General features: G+C 70.9%; 17 protein-coding genes, 1 tRNA gene and 1 pseudogene. 14 read left to right on the top strand and 5 right to left on the bottom strand.

The annotated features are described in order from the left end of the window. The 12 genes from ABZX65_RS18210 to ABZX65_RS18155 all read left to right on the top strand — a co-directional run bounded on the left by ABZX65_RS18210 (window position 1) and on the right by ABZX65_RS18155 (window position 11,741). Window positions 1-657 (top strand): NADH-quinone oxidoreductase subunit I, encoded by a 657-nt coding sequence (locus ABZX65_RS18210; RefSeq protein WP_355340342.1) that lies wholly within the window; start codon window positions 1-3, stop codon window positions 655-657. Beyond that, window positions 654-1,310 carry an NADH-quinone oxidoreductase subunit J gene (locus ABZX65_RS18205; RefSeq protein ID WP_355340339.1) on the top strand — a complete coding sequence of 219 codons (657 nt, stop codon included), beginning with the start codon at window positions 654-656 and terminating at the stop codon, window positions 1,308-1,310. Before ABZX65_RS18210 ends, ABZX65_RS18205 begins: the two co-directional genes overlap by 4 nt. Further along, a complete protein-coding gene (gene nuoK / locus ABZX65_RS18200; RefSeq protein WP_355340336.1) occupies window positions 1,310-1,711 on the top strand; it encodes an NADH-quinone oxidoreductase subunit NuoK in 402 nt (133 codons plus the stop codon). The genes ABZX65_RS18205 and nuoK overlap by 1 nt, the downstream gene beginning before the upstream one ends. Continuing rightward, window positions 1,708-3,702: an NADH-quinone oxidoreductase subunit L gene (locus ABZX65_RS18195; protein WP_355340333.1), complete on the top strand. Its 1,995-nt coding sequence runs from the start codon at window positions 1,708-1,710 to the stop codon at window positions 3,700-3,702. The genes nuoK and ABZX65_RS18195 overlap by 4 nt, the downstream gene beginning before the upstream one ends. A 7-nt stretch (window positions 3,703-3,709) precedes the next feature. Further along, window positions 3,710-5,275 (top strand): NADH-quinone oxidoreductase subunit M, encoded by a 1,566-nt coding sequence (locus ABZX65_RS18190; protein ID WP_355340330.1) that lies wholly within the window; start codon window positions 3,710-3,712, stop codon window positions 5,273-5,275. After that, entirely contained in the window at window positions 5,275-6,915 is a 1,641-nt protein-coding gene (locus ABZX65_RS18185; RefSeq protein ID WP_355340327.1) for an NADH-quinone oxidoreductase subunit N, read from the top strand. Before ABZX65_RS18190 ends, ABZX65_RS18185 begins: the two co-directional genes overlap by 1 nt. Before the next feature lie 196 nt (window positions 6,916-7,111). Next, on the top strand, window positions 7,112-7,969 hold the full coding sequence (gene htpX / locus ABZX65_RS18180) for a zinc metalloprotease HtpX (RefSeq protein WP_188284004.1): 858 nt from the start codon (window positions 7,112-7,114) through the stop codon (window positions 7,967-7,969). Next, window positions 7,966-8,358, top strand: coding sequence for a YccF domain-containing protein (locus tag ABZX65_RS18175; RefSeq protein WP_355340322.1), 393 nt, complete (start codon window positions 7,966-7,968; stop codon window positions 8,356-8,358). The genes htpX and ABZX65_RS18175 overlap by 4 nt, the downstream gene beginning before the upstream one ends. Before the next feature lie 161 nt (window positions 8,359-8,519). After that, a complete protein-coding gene (locus tag ABZX65_RS18170) occupies window positions 8,520-9,425 on the top strand; it encodes a MarR family transcriptional regulator (RefSeq protein WP_355340319.1) in 906 nt (301 codons plus the stop codon). 146 nt (window positions 9,426-9,571) lie between these two features. Continuing rightward, complete coding sequence (locus ABZX65_RS18165) at window positions 9,572-10,027, top strand: peroxiredoxin (RefSeq protein WP_355340316.1); 456 nt, start codon at window positions 9,572-9,574, stop codon at window positions 10,025-10,027. Between the two features lie 134 nt (window positions 10,028-10,161). After that, entirely contained in the window at window positions 10,162-10,827 is a 666-nt protein-coding gene (locus ABZX65_RS18160; protein WP_355340313.1) for a hemerythrin domain-containing protein, read from the top strand. A gap of 194 nt (window positions 10,828-11,021) precedes the next feature. Further along, window positions 11,022-11,741: a hypothetical protein gene (locus ABZX65_RS18155; RefSeq protein ID WP_355340310.1), complete on the top strand. Its 720-nt coding sequence runs from the start codon at window positions 11,022-11,024 to the stop codon at window positions 11,739-11,741. A gap of 103 nt (window positions 11,742-11,844) precedes the next feature. Here ABZX65_RS18155 and ABZX65_RS18150 read toward each other — a convergent pair whose 3' ends face one another. The 4 genes from ABZX65_RS18150 to ABZX65_RS18135 all read right to left on the bottom strand — a co-directional run bounded on the left by ABZX65_RS18150 (window position 11,845) and on the right by ABZX65_RS18135 (window position 15,072). Next, window positions 11,845-13,326: a WXG100 family type VII secretion target gene (locus ABZX65_RS18150; protein ID WP_355340307.1), complete on the bottom strand. Its 1,482-nt coding sequence runs from the start codon at window positions 13,324-13,326 to the stop codon at window positions 11,845-11,847. 3 nt (window positions 13,327-13,329) lie between these two features. Continuing rightward, a complete protein-coding gene (locus tag ABZX65_RS18145; protein ID WP_355340304.1) occupies window positions 13,330-14,064 on the bottom strand; it encodes a hypothetical protein in 735 nt (244 codons plus the stop codon). Continuing rightward, window positions 14,061-14,375 (bottom strand): hypothetical protein, encoded by a 315-nt coding sequence (locus tag ABZX65_RS18140; RefSeq protein WP_355340301.1) that lies wholly within the window; start codon window positions 14,373-14,375, stop codon window positions 14,061-14,063. Before ABZX65_RS18140 ends, ABZX65_RS18145 begins: the two co-directional genes overlap by 4 nt. Window positions 14,376-14,583: 208 nt before the next feature. Beyond that, window positions 14,584-15,072 (bottom strand): YajQ family cyclic di-GMP-binding protein, encoded by a 489-nt coding sequence (locus tag ABZX65_RS18135; protein WP_188284013.1) that lies wholly within the window; start codon window positions 15,070-15,072, stop codon window positions 14,584-14,586. A 250-nt stretch (window positions 15,073-15,322) separates the two neighbouring features. On the opposite strand from ABZX65_RS18135, the gene ABZX65_RS18130 reads away from it, so the two are divergent. Then, window positions 15,323-15,404, top strand: a tRNA-Tyr gene (locus tag ABZX65_RS18130). Window positions 15,405-15,509: 105 nt separating this feature from the next. Then, entirely contained in the window at window positions 15,510-15,698 is a 189-nt protein-coding gene (locus ABZX65_RS18125; protein ID WP_355340298.1) for a hypothetical protein, read from the top strand. 17 nt (window positions 15,699-15,715) lie between these two features. Here ABZX65_RS18125 and ABZX65_RS18120 read toward each other — a convergent pair. Beyond that, a pseudogene (locus ABZX65_RS18120) lies at window positions 15,716-15,997 on the bottom strand (site-specific integrase); the annotation flags it as partial. Between the last annotated feature and the right edge of the window lie 596 nt (window positions 15,998-16,593).

Here is a 16,593-nt window from a genome sequence, read left to right as displayed (position 1 = left end):
ATGGCCATCCCCGGAACCGGCCTCGCCAAGGGCCTGGCCGTCACCCTGCGGACGATGACGAAGCGTTCCGTCACCGACCAGTACCCGGACGCGCTGCCCGCACTCCCGCCGCGCTCGCGCGGTGTGATCGCGCTGTTCGAGGAGAACTGCACGGTCTGCATGCTGTGCGCCCGCGAGTGCCCCGACTGGTGCATCTACATCGACTCCCACAAGGAGACGACACCGGCCGCCGCCCCCGGCGGGCGCGAGCGCAGCCGCAATGTGCTGGACCGCTTCGCCATCGACTTCTCGCTGTGCATGTACTGCGGCATCTGCATCGAGGTGTGCCCCTTCGACGCGCTGTTCTGGTCGCCGGAGTTCGAGTACGCCGAGACCGACATCCTCGAACTCACCCACGAGCGCGACAAGCTGCGCGACTGGATGTGGACGGTGCCCGCGCCTCCCGCGCTCGACCCGGCCGCCGAGGAACCCAAGGAGATCGCCGCCGCCCGCAAGGCCGCCGACAAGCTCATCGCGGCCCAGGCCCAGGCGGAAGCCCAGGCCCAGGCGGAGGCGCAGGCCCAAACAGAGGCCCAGCCGCAGGCCCCGACGGCGATCGACCCAGCGGCCGACCCGGCGACCGAAGGACCCTCCGCGCCGGGGGAGGGCGACTCGTGATCGTCCACGAAACCATCCACAGCCAGGGCGGCTTCCTCTCGCCCACCGGCGTCGAGATCGCCTTCCTCCTCATCGGCCTCGTCACTCTCGGCGCGGCCGTCCTGACCGTCACCACCCGGCAGCTCGTGCACGCGGCCCTGTGGCTGGTCGTCGCCCTCGGCGGCCTCGCCGTCGAATACCTGCTGCTCACGGCCGAGTTCATCGCCTGGGTGCAGGTGCTGATCTACGTCGGCTCCGTCGTCGTCCTCCTGCTGTTCGGACTGATGCTGACCAGAGCGCCCATCGGCCGCTCGCCGGACGCCGACTCCGAGAACCGCTGGGTCGCCCTCGGGGTCGCCGTCGCCGCCGCGGTCACCCTGGTGTGGGTGGTCGTGGACGCCTTCCGCTCCACCTGGATCGACCTGCACGGCGTGGTCCAGGGCTCCTCGCACGCCACCGGGCAGACCCTGTTCCGCTTCTGGGTGCTGCCCTTCGAGGCGCTGTCGGTGCTGCTGCTCGCCGCCCTCGTCGGCGCGATCGTCCTCTCCCGCCGCGAGACCGCCGAGGACCGCGCGGGCACCGGGACCGCTAAGGGCGCCGGGACCGGCACGGGCGGCCGCACCCCCACCGGCACCCCCAGCGGCACCCCCACCGGCCAGGGCAAGGAGAACTGATGCACCTCGTCTACCCGGCCGTCCTCGCCGCCCTCCTCTTCTGCGTCGGTGTCTACGGCGTCCTCGCCCGCCGCAACGCGATCCTCGTCCTGATGTCCGTCGAGCTGATGCTCAACGCCGTCAATCTCAACCTGGTCGCCTTCGACGTGTGGCTGCGCGACACCCTCCACTCCGGCCAGGCCCTCACCCTGTTCACCATCACGATCGCCGCCGCCGAGATCGGTCTCGGCCTGGCGATCGTGCTGCTCGTGTACCGCAACCGCGGCAGCTCCGACATCGACCGGCTCACCGACCTCGCCGAGCCGCCCGAGCACGCGTCAGCCGAGCACGCGTCGTCCGAGCACACCGCGTCCGACCCGGACGGCACGGCCGCCGACAAGAAGGCCGAGGCCGCCGCGTGACCCTGACCGCCCTTGCCGCGCTCGTCCCCCTCCTGCCCTTCCTCGGCGCGGTCACCGGACTCCTGCTCGGCCGGCGCGCACCCGGCTTCGTACGCCCGCTGGCCGTACTGCCCACCGCCACCGCCTTCGTCCTGGCCGCGGTCGTCGCCGCCCGCCAGGGCACCGGCGCGCCGACCGACGCCGTCCACAAGCTCACCGACACCGGCTCCGCGCCCGTCTACCTCGCCCTGCACCTGGACGGCTTCGCGGTCCTGATCGCCGTCCTCGTCGGCCTCGTCGCCACCTGCGTCCAGCTCTACTCCACCGCCTATCTGCGCGACGACCCGCGCTATCCCTCGTACGCCGCCCTCGTCTCGCTGTTCACCGCCGCCATGTTCCTGGTCGTCTACTCGGGCGACCTGATGGTGCTGCTGGTCGGCTGGGAGATCATGGGCATCTGCTCGTACTTCCTGGTCGGGCACTACTGGGAGACCGAGGCCGCCAGGACGGCGTCGATCAAGGCGTTCCTGGTCACCAAGCTCGGCGACGTCCCCTTCCTCATCGGGGTGTTCGCGCTCGCCGCCGACGCCGGGACCTTCCGGATCAGCGGCATCCTCGCCGCCGCGGCGGACGGCCGGCTCCACCACCCCACGGTGATCGCGCTGCTGCTGCTCGCCGGGGTCGCGGGCAAGTCCGCGCAGTTCCCGCTGCACACCTGGCTGCCCGACGCGATGGCCGGTCCCACCCCGGTCTCCGCGCTGATCCACGCCGCCACCATGGTCGCCGCCGGCATCTATCTGGTGGCCAGGCTGCTGCCGGTGTTCACCGCGTCCGCCGCCGCGCTGGCCGTCCTCGCCGTGATGGCCGCCGTCACCATGATCGGCTCGGGCCTGGCCGCCCTCGCCCAGGACGACATCAAACGCGTGCTGGCGTACTCCACCATCGGCCAGCTCGGCTACATGGCGGGCGCCCTGGCCGTCGCCGACCGCGACGCCGCCGTCTTCCACCTCCTGTCGCACGGCGCCTTCAAGGCGCTGCTCTTCCTCGGCGCGGGCGTCGTCATCCACGCGGCGGGCACCAACTCGCTCACCGCGATGTCCCGCATGGGCTCGCTCGCCAAGCGCGTCCCCGACGCCATGTGGACGATGGGCATCGCCCTCGCCGCCCTCGCGGCCCTCCCTCCGCTGTCCGGCTTCTTCTCCAAGGAGTCCGTGCTGCGCGCCGCCGAGCACGCCTCGGCCGGGCACACCGCGCACGTCCCCTCGGCCGTCGGCTGGACCGTCTTCGTCGCGGGCCTGACCGCCGCCGTCCTGACCGCCGGATACGCCACCCGGCTGTTCCTGCTGGCTTTCCGCGGCAGCGGCCCCGAGGCCCCCGACCACGGCAGGCAGCCGGTCGTGATGACCTCCGTGCTGTGGGTGCTGGCCGTCCCCACCATCGCCTTCGGCGGCCTCGCCTACCGCGAGCTGCCCGACTGGTTCGGCGGCGCCCCGCTCGGCCCCACCCTGATCACCTCCGTCCTCGGCACCGGCCTGGCCCTGGTCGGCGTCCTGATCACCTACGGCGCCTGGAAGGCGGCCACCGCCACCCGGCTCGCCGTCCCCGTCGGAGCCGTCGTCACCGCCGACGGCGACCCCGGCGCGGAACCCGCCCTCGTCGAGGCCGAGGCCACCGCCACCCACGAGGCGATCTACGGCGACATCGCGTCCGCCGACGACCCGGGCGACCCCGGCCGTCTGCTGCTGGGCAGGCTGCACCGCCACGCGGCCCACGGCTTCCACCTCGACGCCCTCTACACCGCGCTGTTCGTCCGCCCGGTGCTGGCCGCCGCGCAACTCGTCCGCTTCCTGGACCGCGAGGTCATCGAGACCTACGTCCGCGGCGCGGGCGGCACCCCCCGGCTGCTCGGCGCGGCCGTCCGCAAGGCCCAGACCGGAAACGTCCAGACCTACCTCAGCGCGCTGCTGGCCGGTGCGGTCGTCCTCGCCGTCCTCGTCGCCGTCGGAGGCTGAGCCCGAAGTGAACGACACCGCCCTCCAGTACGTCCTCGCGGCACTCCTCGTGCTGCCGCTGCTCGGCGCGGTCGGCGCCCTGCTCCCGCCGCCGCCCGGCCTGAAGGGCCGTGACCCCGGCCAGGCCGTCCTGCGGCACGGCGTCACCGTCACCGGCGCCGTACTCGTCCTGGCGATCGTCCTCGCGGCCGGCTTCGACCACGACCACCCCGCCAGGACCCAGGCCACCACCGACCTCAACTGGATCCCCGCGCTCAAGATCCATCTCCACCTCGGCGTCGACGGCATCTCGCTCCCCCTCCTCGTCCTGACCGCGCTGCTGACCTTCCTCTGCGCGCTCTACAGCTACTTCAAAATGCCCGCGGGCCCCGGCCCCAAGGCGTTCGTCGCCCTGCTGCTGCTCCTGGAAGCGGGCACGCTGGCGACCTTCGCCGTGCTCGACCTGATGCTGTTCTTCCTCGCCTTCGAGACGGTCCTCATCCCGATGTACTTCCTCATCGCCCGCTGGGGCGGCGGGGACCGCGAGCGGTCCGCACTGCGCTTCATCGTCTACACCCTCCTCGGCTCCGTGATCATGCTGCTCGGCCTGCTCCTCATCGGCGTGAAGGCGGGCACATTCGACATGGTGGCACTCGCCACTGACAACGGGTCATCACTCAGTCACTCCACGCAACTGATCGCGGTCCTCGCGATCGGCCTCGGCCTGGCCGTGAAGGCCCCGATGTGGCCGCTGCACAGCTGGCTGCCCGACGCCCACACCGCCGCCCCCACCGTCGGATCGGTGCTGCTCGCGGGCGTGCTGCTGAAGATGGGCACCTACGGCCTGGTCCGGATCGTCCTGCCGATGGCCCCCGACGGCATCCACACCTTCGCGCCCTACCTGGCCGCCTTCGCCGTCGTCGGCATCGTCTACGGCTCGCTCGCCTGCCTCGCGCTGGCCCGCCGGGGCAACGGCGGCGACCTCAAGCGGCTGATCGCGTACTCCTCCGTCGGCCACATGGGCTTCGTCCTGCTCGGCATCGCCTCCCTGACCCCCACCGGCGTCAACGGCGCGCTCTTCGCCAACATCGCCCACGGCCTCATCACCGGCCTGCTGTTCTTCCTGGTCGGCGCCCTGAAGGACCGATACGGCTCCAGCGACCTCGACACCCTCGCCGGGGCCACGGGAGCCGCGCTCTACGGCAAGGCGCCGCGCCTGGGCGGCCTGGTCGCCTTCGCCGCCGTCGCCTCCCTCGGACTGCCGGGCCTGGCCGGATTCTGGGGCGAGATGCTGTCGATGTTCGGCGCCTTCAAACCCGCCGCGGGCCTCAGCCGCCCCGCGTATCTGACCTTCACCGCCGTCGCCGCCTTCGGCACCCTGCTCACCGCCGCGTACCTGCTGGTCGTGGTCCGCCGGGTCTGCATGGGCGACCGCGAGACCGTCGACGCGCAGCCCGCGCTCGCCGACGTCCAGGCGTACGAATTCGCCGCCTGGACGCCGCTCGCCGCGCTCACCGTCCTGGCCGGACTGTGGCCCGCCGTCCTGCTCGGCCTCACCGATCCGGCCGTGCACACCCTCCTCGGAGGCAACTGATGCCGTCCCTCGTGCAGTCCGTCGACTGGACGGCGCTCGCCCCCGCCGCCATCCCGGCGGTCCTCGCCCTCGTCGTCCTGGTCGCCGACCTCTTCCTGCCCAAGGCCCGCAAGGAACTGCTGGCCTGGATCACCGTCGCGGGACTCGTCCTGGCCGCACTGGCCCTGATCCCGCTGCGGGCGGGCCGCCACGCCACCTTCTGCGTGACGGTCGTGCACCCCGGCACCGCCGCCGACCTCCCCGCGGGCGGCGGCGGGTGCTCGTACGCGGCCGACCACTTCACCCTGGTCATCCAGGCCCTGGTGCTCGGCGGCGCGCTGCTCACGGCCCTGCTGTCGGTCAACACCCAGGACGACCTCCCGGCGGGCGAGTACTGGTTCCTGCTGCTCGCCTCCGCCTCCGGCGCCGCGCTGCTGCCCGCCTCCCGCGACCTGGCGACCCTGATCGTCGCCCTCGAGGTCGCCACCCTGCCCGCCTTCGCGCTGGTCGGCCTGCGGCGCGGCGACAAGCTGTCCAGCGAGGCCGCGCTCAAGTTCTTCCTGTCCTCGGTGACCGCGACCGCCGTCTCACTGCTCGGCATCAGCTTCGTCTACGCGGCCACCGGCACCATGCACCTGGCCGCCGTCGCCGACGGCCTCACGCACGCGCCCGCGCAACTCGTCACCGTGGCGAAGGTCGGCGCGGCCCTCACTCTGGTGGGGTTCGCCTTCAAACTCGCCGCGGCTCCCTTTCACTTCTGGGTGCCCGACACCTACGCGGGCGCGCCGCTGCCGGTCGCCGCGTATCTGTCGGTGGTCGGCAAGGCCGCCGGTTTCTCCGGCCTGATCCTGGTGTCGGTCATCGCCTTCAAGCCCTACCACGACGTGTGGGGCCCGGCCTTCGGCGTACTGGCCGCGCTCACCATGACCGTCGGGAACGTCGGCGCGCTCCGGCAGCGGCCCGGCGTGCCGCGCGGCGCCGTACGCCTGCTGGCCTGGTCGTCCATCGGCCAGGCGGGTTATCTGCTGGTACCGCTGGCCGCCGCGTCCTCCGCCGCCGACCCGGCGCACGAGATCGGCACCACCGTCGCGTACGCCCTGATGTACGCGGTGGTGAACCTCGGCGCCTTCGCCGTGGCCGCCCTCGTCTCGCGCTCCGCCCCGCAGGGCCGGCTCAGCGACTACCGGGGCCTGTACGCGACCCGCCCGCTGGCCGCCCTCGCGCTCGGCTTCTTCCTGCTGTGCCTGGCCGGACTGCCGCCCGGCGTCATCGGCCTGTTCGCCAAGGTCGCCGTCTTCTCCTCCGCCGTCGGCACGCAGCACGGCTGGCTCGCGGTGATCATGGCCGTCAACGTCGTCATCGCGCTCGTGTACTACCTGCGCTGGACGGCGCTGCTCTTCACCCGCCCCGAGGGCGCTCCCGAGCAATCCCCGAGTGCGGTCACGAGCGGCGTCACGACCGGCGGAGCGACCGGCGGCGCGAGCGGCGGCACGAGCGGCGTCACGACCGGCGTCACGACCGGCGGCGCGCTCGCGGCCGTACCCGTCACCCGTACGCCCGTCGGCCTCGTCGCCGCCATCACGCTGACCGCGCTGGCCGGGGTCGCACTGTCCGGCGCGCCGCAGCTCGTCCTGCGGTACGCGCAGGGCTCGCTGTTCTGACCGGGCCCTCCCTCCGCCCCTCTGACCAGCACGTCCGTCCCCGGCCCCGACCGGCCGGGGGCCGTATCCGTACGCCCCGCGCCGGTAGCGCTGCGTGCGCATAAGGGAACTAGCGGCGCTCGGGTGGCGTTGTTGTGGGCAGGAGGTTCTCCTAGGGGGAGAGGTTCCCCCCGACGCACACTTTGGAGGGCGCACCGTGCACCGCCGGCACAACGGGCTGAAGACCGCCGTACTCCTCGGCGGTCTGTCGGCCCTCATCCTGGTCATCGGCAGCTTCTTCGGCCGGACCGGACTCATCGTGGCCCTGGTCATCGCGGTGGGGACGAACGCGTACGCGTACTGGAACAGCGACAAGCTGGCTCTACGCGCGATGCGCGCCCGCCCCGTCAGCGAATTCGAGGCGCCCGAGCTGTACCGGATCGTGCGCGAGCTCTCGACCACCGCCCGCGAGCCCATGCCCCGGCTGTACATCTCGCCCACCGAGGCGCCGAACGCCTTCGCGACCGGCCGCAATCCGCGCAACGCGGCGGTCTGCTGCACCCAGGGCATCCTGGCCATCCTCGACGAGCGCGAGCTGCGCGGCGTCCTCGGCCACGAGCTGAGCCACGTCTACAACCGCGACATCCTCATCTCCTCGATCGCGGGCGCGCTCGCCTCCGTGGTGATGTTCCTGGTCAACTTCGCGTGGCTGATCCCGATCGGCCGCTCCGACGACGACGAGGGCCCCGGCATCCTCGGCATGCTGCTGCTGATGATCCTCGGCCCGCTGGCCGCCTCGGTCATCCAGTTGGCCGTCTCCCGCTCGCGGGAGTACGAGGCCGACGCCTCGGGCGCGCGCCTGACCGGCGACCCGCTGGCCCTGGCCTCCGCGCTGCGCAAGCTCGAAACGGGCACACAGCAGCGGCCCCTCGCGCCCGAACCGCGCCTGGAGACCGCCAGCCATATGATGATCGCCAGTCCATTCCGCGCGGGCGACGTCTCCAAGCTCTTCTCGACCCATCCCCCGATGGCAGAACGCATCTCCCGCCTCGAAGACATGGCAGGCCACCGGTGAAGACCATCCTGAACGTCATCTGGCTCATCCTCTGCGGTGTGTGGATGTTCCTCGGCTACGTCCTGGCAGGGGCACTCCTCTGCGTCACGATCATCGGCATCCCGTTCGGCATCGCCGCCTTCCGCATCGGCGTCTACGCGCTCTGGCCGTTCGGCTACACCGCGGTCGAGCGCCGGGACGCGGGCACGGGCTCCTTCGTCGGCAATGTGCTGTGGGTGATCCTCGCGGGCTGGTGGCTGGCCCTCGGCCACATCGTCACCGGCGTGCTGCTCTGCGTCACGATCATCGGCATCCCGTTCGGCATCGCCAACTTCAAGCTGATCCCGCTGTCGCTCATGCCCCTGGGCAAGGAGATCGTGCCGACCGACCGGCCGTTCGCCTCGCGCTGAGCGCCTTCCGGCTGTCCGCCGCGCCGAGCGCCTTCGGGCCGCCCCTCGGGCCGAGTGCCTTCGGGCCGAGTGCCTTCGGGCCGAGCGCCTTCCGGCCGTCCGCCGTACCTGACGGCCGGTCAGGAGGCCGTCCCTGCTACCCTCACCTGCGGAGGTGCCGGGTGGACGACTACGCGCTCAGTGTCGAGACGGCGGACGCCGAACTGCCGCCCGCCCTCGCCGTCTACGCGGCGCATCTTCTGCGCCGCGCACACATCCGCGCCAACCGGGTCGCCGATCACCTCGCCCCGGAGTTCGGCGTCGCGGCGGGCCAAGGCGCCTCAGGCGCGCGCGACTTCCAGATACTCGACGCGCTCGACGCCCCCGTCACGTACTCCCAGCAGGATCTCGGCGAGCGGCTCGGCATCAACCGCACCACCATGGTCAAGCTGATCGACCGGCTGGAGCAGGCGGGCCAGGTCACCCGCGCCCGCAACCCCGGCGACCGCCGCTCGTACGTCCTCGCCCTCACCGACGACGGCCGCAGCGCCGTCAAGGCCATGGAACCCGCGATGGCCGCGGGCGACGACCACCTCACCGCGGCCCTGACCGCCGCGGAACGCGTCCGCCTCGACGCGCTGCTGAGCACCCTGCTGGCCCGTACCCCGCCCGAGCGCGGTGTACGGCGTACGAGCCCGCTGATCGCCCAGGCCCACCATTTCGTACGGCGCCGGATCGAGGACGCGCTGACCGACGTCGGCCTCCAGGCGCGGCATTTCGGCGCGCTCACCGTCCTGGCCGACGAGGCGAGTTCGCAGCAGCGGCTCGCCCGGCGGCTCGGCATCAGCGAGCAGGCGATCCTCCAGATCGTCGACGACCTGGAGAGCGCGGGCCGGGTGGTGCGCGAGCGCGACCCGCGCGACCGGCGGCGGTACGCGCTGCGGCTGACCGACGCGGGGCGCGACGCGCTGGCCACCGCCCGGCGGGCCGTCGAGGCCGCCGAGACCGACATGGGCACGAGGCTCGGCACCGACGGCCGGGCGGAGTTGAAGGCGCTGCTCACGAAGATGCTGCGCGCGGACGTCTGACCACCGGCTGTCGCGCGCGGGCCGCCCGTACCGTTTCCGTCCCCGACGCCCCTCGCGGACCGTGTCCCCCGACCCGCATACCCGACCCGCATACCCGGTCCGCATCCCCGACCGCATTCCCGACCGCATCCCACCGAGGAGACGTCATGGCCATTCTTCACGTCGGCGCCAAGGCACCGGACTTCACCCTTCCCGACCAGACGGGCAAGCCCGTCACGCTCAGCGATGTGCTGGGCGAGAAGGTCGTGGTGCTGTACTTCTACCCGAAGGACAACACCAGCGGCTGCACCACCGAGGCGTGCAGCTTCCGTGACAGCTACGAGAGCTTCACCGACGCGGGCGCCGAGGTGATCGGCGTCAGCTCCGACTCGGTCGAGACGCACGAGAAGTTCGCCGGCCGCCACGAGCTGCCCTTCATCCTGCTCGCCGACACCGACAAGGCCGTGCGCAAGCAGTACGGCGCCACGAGCCTGGGCGTCGTGCCCGGCCGCGTCACCTTCGTCATCGACCGCGAGGGCGTCGTCCGGCACGCGTTCTCCTCGATGATGAACATCGGCGGGCACATCGGGGACGCGCTGAAGGTGGTCAAGGAGCTTCAGTAGCGCCTCGGTTCGGCCCGGAAATGGTTCAACTCCCGGATAGATATACGGATTGACGATTCGGCAGGCTGACTATAGCCTCGGTGTGGCGATTCCTCCTGATCCACTGGTTCACCTAGTTCCAGGGAGACACGTTGATGACCACTCCGCACCAGCCGGGCGAGACCGTCGATCTGACGATGATGTACGCCTTCCACGACGGACTGCGGCGCGACGTGGCGATCATCGCCAAGTCCGCCGCCGTCACGGGCGACGACCCGTCCCGGCTCACCGCCACCCACTTCGGGTGGGATCTGTTCAAGCGGTTCCTGACCATCCATCACACGGCCGAGGACGACGTCCTGTGGCCGAAGCTGCGCGGCCAGTTCGCCGACCGCCCCGACGACCTCGAACTCCTTGAGGCGATGGAGGCGGAACACGACCGGATCGACCCGCTGATCGCCGCGATCGACGCGGCGCTCGCCGACGAACAGGGCGGCCACACCGCCCTCGGCGACGCCGCCGACGCCTTCGCCACCGAACTGAACGCCCACCTCAGCCACGAGGAGAGCGACGCGCTGCCGCTCATCGAGCGCGAACTGTCCCCGGCCGACTGGGCCTTGTTCGCCGACAGCCAGCGCAATCAGATCGGCCTCGGCCTCGCGCCGCGCTACATCCCGTGGCTGCTCGACGGCGCCACCCCCGAGCGCGTCGCCGAAGTCCTGGCGATCTTCCCCCCGCCGCTGGCCGCCCAGTACCGCACGGCCTGGAAGCAGCAGTACGCCGAACTCAACCCGTGGGCGGCCGATTACGGCAAGCCGTGACGTACCGCGCCGTCGGTTCAGCCCCTCGGCCGGGCCCGTCGCTTGAGCCCCTCGGTCCAGCCCTCGGTTCAGCCCGCGGTTCAGCCCTCGCTTGCGCCCGCGCTTGAGCCCGCGCCGCCGGAGACCCGCACTGCTAGGGTCGAACGCCGACGGCCGGACCCGATGGCCGCACCCACACCCGAGGGGGAATTCCCGTGCCTGCTGGGGCCTACGAGGGTGCGCCGCGCGACGGCGTGACGTACGAGGGCGTGACGTACGACGGCGTGACGTACGAGGGCGCGGTCGCGGAACCGGCGACGCGCGAGTGGTGCGCGCGGTCCCGCGGGCGGCTGCGGGCGCTGCTGGTCGTCAGCGCCGCGGGCATCCCCGGCTGGGCCCTGGTCTTCGCCTTCCTCGACGTCTTCCTCGACATCGACGTCACCTGGCTCGCGTACGTCCTCATGACGGCCTCGATGCTCGGCCTCGGCTGGTGGGCCCTGATACAGCCGCGCTACAAGCGGTACTGGCGGGTCCTTCAGGTCTACCCCTGGCAGCGCCTGGACGGCGTCGCCCAAGTGGCCGATAACGGCGTGCCGTTCTTCCGGCTGCCCGTGCCCGACAACCCGGACAAGGACGTGAGCATCCGGGTCCGCTTCCCCGACGTCCGCCGCTGGCGGCGGGTGCTCGGCGAGAACGCCAAGCGCGAGGTCTGGTTCGCGGGCGACCCCAGGATCGGGGGAGTGCTCGCGCTGCCGGGTCCGCGCGGGGTGAGCCTGGTCAGGCAGGGCGGGGCCGCCGGAGCCGCCGAGCGGACCGATGAGGCCCGCGGCGGCGGCCCGGCGATCCGGGACATCGGCGATGAGGCGCTGCGCCGGGCGCGGGCCGCCGGTTTCGGCGACCCGCGGTACGACGTGGCCGTACGGCGCGGCTCGTAGCGGTCGCGGGCCCCGGTCTGTCCGGCCTCTGGTCTGTCCGGCTCCGGGTCTGTCCGGCTCCTGGCGGTGAACCGGACCCGGCCCGCTCGGGTGGACGTCCCGCTCAGTGCCGGCCGGTGCGGTAGCCGCCGCCCGAGTTGCCGAAGCCGGTGAGCGTGCCGAAGCCGATGTTCTCGATGGTGAAGTCCTTGCCGAAGACCGTGCTCTTGACGGTCTCCTTCGTCACCGACGTCACCAGCCCCTTCGTGGCGCCGATGAGCGTCTTTCCGCGCTGCGTCAGGCCGTTCATGTCCATCGACAGGTGGCCCAGGGCCCGGCGTTCGGCGCCCGACATCGCGGAGATCGGGCCGCTGTAGTAGAGCCGGGGGATCTTGGCGAAGCCCTTGTCGACCAGCGGGGAGAGCCCGGCGCCGATGGTGTTGCCCGCGACGTTGGCCAGGAAGTTCTTCTTGACGTTCGTCCAGCCGCCGTTCATGGCGTCCTTGAGGGTGTCCTTGCCCAGGCCCTTGGCGAAGCCGAAGGCGACCTTGCGGAATCCGCTGAGGTCTTCCCCGTACTTCCACACCTTGATGACGTTCTGGTACTTCCGCTCGGCCTGGAGGATCTTCACCGCCCACTTCAGCTTGCCGATCTCACCCGCCTTGACCAGCATGCTGACCTTGCCCATCACCGGGATGCAGTCCAGCGCGGCGAACAGCAGATCGCCCCAACCCGCCTTGCCCTGAATGAATTTCACCAAGGTGTCGGCGAAGACCAGCAAGGCCGCGGCCAGCACGATCCAGGCCAGCGGGCCGCCGATGAACAGCAGCAGGATGCCGCCGATGGCGACGATCACCTTGAGGATCGGGAGGATGACGCTCCACGCCTTGACCAGGAAGTCCCCGAGCTTCTGGTACCACTTCTTGTTGTGGATGCCGACGTCGGAGGCGTGGTCGAGGTCCTTCTTGAGGACGTCCACCGCCGTGCCGTGGTTGGTCCCGGCGTCCTGCGCCTTCTTGCGCAGCTCGGCCAACTGCTGCTGAATCCCGGAGACCTGGCCCGCGACCTGGTTCTTGTGGGCGTCGGCCTGCTGGGCGTTGCGGACCGCCTGACGGACCTTGTCCGGGTCGGGCGGCGGTACGTTCCCGCCGGCGCTTCCGGCTGATCCCTTGGAGCCGTCGAGCTTCGCCTTGGCGTCGCCCGCCGTGGTCGCGTCGACCTGCGCGCGGGCCAACTCGGTCTGCTTTGCGGCCAGATCGTTGCGCAGCAGGCGCGCCTGGGACAACGCGCCGTCGGCGGTGGACTGTTCGGTCTCCACCGAGTCGGCGAAGGTCACCAGGGCGTCGCCGGCCGCGCCGTAGGAGTCGTGGAGCTTGCCCAACTGCCCGGGCAGCTTGCCTATTTGACCGCGGAACGCCTCGGCGGCCTTGCCGTTCCACTCGGCGAGCGCCTGGTCCTTGGCCGCGCTGCTGAGCAGCGAGTGCACGGTCGCCACGTCCTCGGCGAAGGTCTGGAAGCGCCTGCCCTCGGCCCTGATCTCGTAGACGTCACCGGGAGTCGGGTCGCTGTCGAGGTCGAGATTGTGCCAGTCGGTGGGTCGGGTCACGGCTCAGCTCACCTTCTCGGCGGACCCGGCGGAGGGGTCGTCGTCGGCGTACACGAAGCGGAAGGTCTCGGTGATGCCGTCGAACAGCTCCAGCATCGGCTCGGCGAGGGCGAGTTGGGAGGTCGCCCCGCTGATCACCGCGACCCGAGGGTCGCCGCCGGGGAACGGTACGAAGGTCTGCATCAGCACCATCCGGACCGTACGGTCGTCATCCGGCAGCTCGATGTCGTCGATCCCCTCGCTGCGCGCGGCGGAACCCGCGTCCGGCAGCTCCACCAGCTTGATCCGGCGCCACGGGTCGGTCGGCCTGCGGCCCGCGGCGACCGGCTTGAGCGCCGCCACCAGCGCCGCCAGATTGCCGCCCGTCCCGCCTGCCCCTCCTGCCCCGCCGCCGGGCCGATCGCCGTCCGCCGTGCCGTCCGCCCGGTCGTCGGCTTCCAGGACCGCGATCGTGACGCTCGCCGTCAGCGGTGCCTCGTCGCTCAGGTCGGCCAGCGCGCCGAAGTACAGCACCCCGGTCTGCCACGCCTCGTCGGCCGTACGGGTCAGCGTGCGGATGAGCGCCGTCCTGGAGTCGGCCAACTCCGGCCGTTCCTGGACCCGTTCGCGTACGACCTCACGTATCGACGCGTCGCGCGTGGCCGGATGGATGTCGAACTCGTACCAGGAGCTGGGCACCAGGATGTTCACCCCGCGCACCGGCGACGTGCCGGAGGGGGCGGAAGAGGACACGGTCACGGCTGACCGCCGCCCTCGTGCTTGGCCAGCGCGTCCTTCAGCTCCTGGTCGGTCTTGGTGAGCTCGTCCACGACGGCCTGCGCCATCTTCGCGACGCTCTCCAGGCCGCTGTCGATCTCCTTGCGGCCGTCCTTCCAGCCGTGCATGAAACCGTCGAGCGCGTCATGCGCCCTGGACGAGCCCAACTCCCCGTTGCCGAGGGCGCGATCGACCTGCCCGGTGTCGTCCATCCGCGTCTTGACCGATCTCAGCCCCGTCGCCAGGTCGCTGAGCCCGATCAGACTTATCGTCAGATCTCCTTTGGCGGACATGCCTGGTACTTCCCCGTTCCCCGTTGCCTGTCTTGGCCAGGCAGCCTATCGCCGGGGGCGCGGGCGCCACAGGGATTCGGCGGCCACGGGGATGGGGGCGGCCACGGGGATGCGGCGGCCACAGGGGTGCGGCGTCCACGGGGATGCGGCGTCCGCAGGGGAACCGGCGGGAGGGCCGCGACGCGGGCCGCGGCCTCCCGGCGTGGAATCAGCGGTAGTTGACGAACTGGAGGGCGAAGTCGAGGTCCTTGCCCTTGAGCAGGGCCTGGACGGACTGGAGGTCGTCGCGGCTCTTGGAGCTGACGCGCAGCTCCTCGCCCTGGACCTGGGCCTTGACGCCCTTGGGACCCTCGTCCCTGATGATCTTCGCGACCTTCTTGGCGTTCTCCTGGGAGATGCCTTCCTCGATCGAGGCGAAGATCTTGTACTCCTTGCCGGAGAGCTGCGGCTCGCCCGCGTCCAGCGCCTTCAGCGAGATTCCCCGCTTGACCAGCTTGGTCTCGAAGACGTCCAGGATCGCCTTCACGCGCTCCTCGGAGTTCGCCTCCATCAGGATCTTCTCGCCCGACCAGGCGATCGAGGCCCCGACGTTCTTGAAGTCGTACCGCTGCGAGATCTCCTTGGCGGCCTGGTTGAGGGCGTTGTCGACCTCCTGCCGCTCGACCTTCGAGACGATGTCGAAACTGGAGTCGGCCATCTTCAGTGGGCTCCTTGGGTATCGCTTGTCTGTCTTCCATCACATCCGCGGCCCGATCCCCGGACCACCATCCCCAAAGACTAGGGCCTGTCGTGTGTGGATCTCCGTGGGGAAGGAGCGGTGTCCGGTGCGCGCGGACACAAGGCGGAGGCGGTGATCAATCCGGTGGCGAACCACCCCTCCGGATCGGGTATCGTTTACGTCGTCGCCACGGCACCCCGCACCCAGCGGATCCGCGGCTTCATCCCATGGCGGTATGCCCGAGTGGCCAATGGGAACGGACTGTAAATCCGTCGGCTATGCCTACCGTGGTTCGAATCCACGTGCCGCCACGCTGCCTGAGGGGCCTGTGACCAGCATCTTCGCTGGACACAGGCCCCTCAGTCGTTCTCGACGACTGCTGTGCCGGAATGGTGAGAGCTGACGGGGGGCATCGCATGAGCAAGCGGCGGTATGTGGCGCGGGGTGTCCCGGGTGGATACCGCATCTGGGACAACAAGGGGCGACGCTGGTGGGGCGACCTCTATGAGCTGTGCCCGGACGACCTCACGGCAGAACTCAACGGCGGGGCCGACCCCGGCAGGATCACCGCACTCATGAAGCGCTACCGGGCGCTGAAGCGGTAGCCGTCACGCCTGATCAGCTACCGCCAGCGCTTCAGAGCGGCGTCGATCCGGTCGTTCGCCATGCTGGTGGCTCCGTCCAGGCACTTGGCGTAGACCTTGAGCAGCACGGCGACCGAGTGGCCGGCGCGGCGTGCGACCTCGACAGGGTCGACGCCGGAGTTCAGCCACAGCGACACACACGCGTGGCGCAAGTCATACGGGCGGGCACCGAGAGGCGACGCCAGTTGGTCCGGCGTGAACGACTGCTTCCGGGCCCGCGCCCACACCTCGCCGTACCCGCTTTCCTGGACGATGCCGCCGCCTGCTTGCCGTCGAGCCGGAGCGTGAAGCCAGTCAGCACCTTCCGCAGCAACAGCGGGTCGTCCAGGGCGCTTACAGGGACGGTGTGGGCCGCGACCCAGACTGGCCTGGCCGGCCAACCGCATTCGGCGGCGGCCAGCGCTCCGTCTCACGGGCCTTGATCCGGTCGGCCGGGTGGGCGCGCCGGCGCTGCTCGACGGGGCGTCCGGCCCGTGCCATGTAGCACTAGGGGGTGCGCGGGCAGCACCGGGGATCAGGCCGCATCGTCGGCCTCCCGCACGCACGGGACGCACAAGCGGTGCCGAGTGGAGATCACGTACGGCCGCACGGTCCGGCACGCGGGGCAAGTACGGCTGGCGCGCATCGTCGCGTGATGCGCACGCCACTGCAGGTGGATGACTACGCCGACCCAGAATTCGCTCTTGCCAGGGACGTGTGTCGCTGGTGGCAGTGAGCACCTTGCAGATCGACACAATCGTCTCGGTCACGAGGATCATGGATTCGTCCAGCCTCAGAGCAGTCCTGAGGGATGGATCGACAGGGCGCCGGCACATGGCAGCTCTCGATTGAATAAGTGGCGACGGGCACCGGGTCC

This window comes from Streptomyces sp. NPDC003300 (assembly GCF_040610915.1).
GTDB lineage: Bacteria > Actinomycetota > Actinomycetes > Streptomycetales > Streptomycetaceae > Actinacidiphila.
The sequence above is the reverse complement of the archived record's forward strand: the minus strand, read 5'-3'. Positions and strand labels throughout refer to the sequence as shown.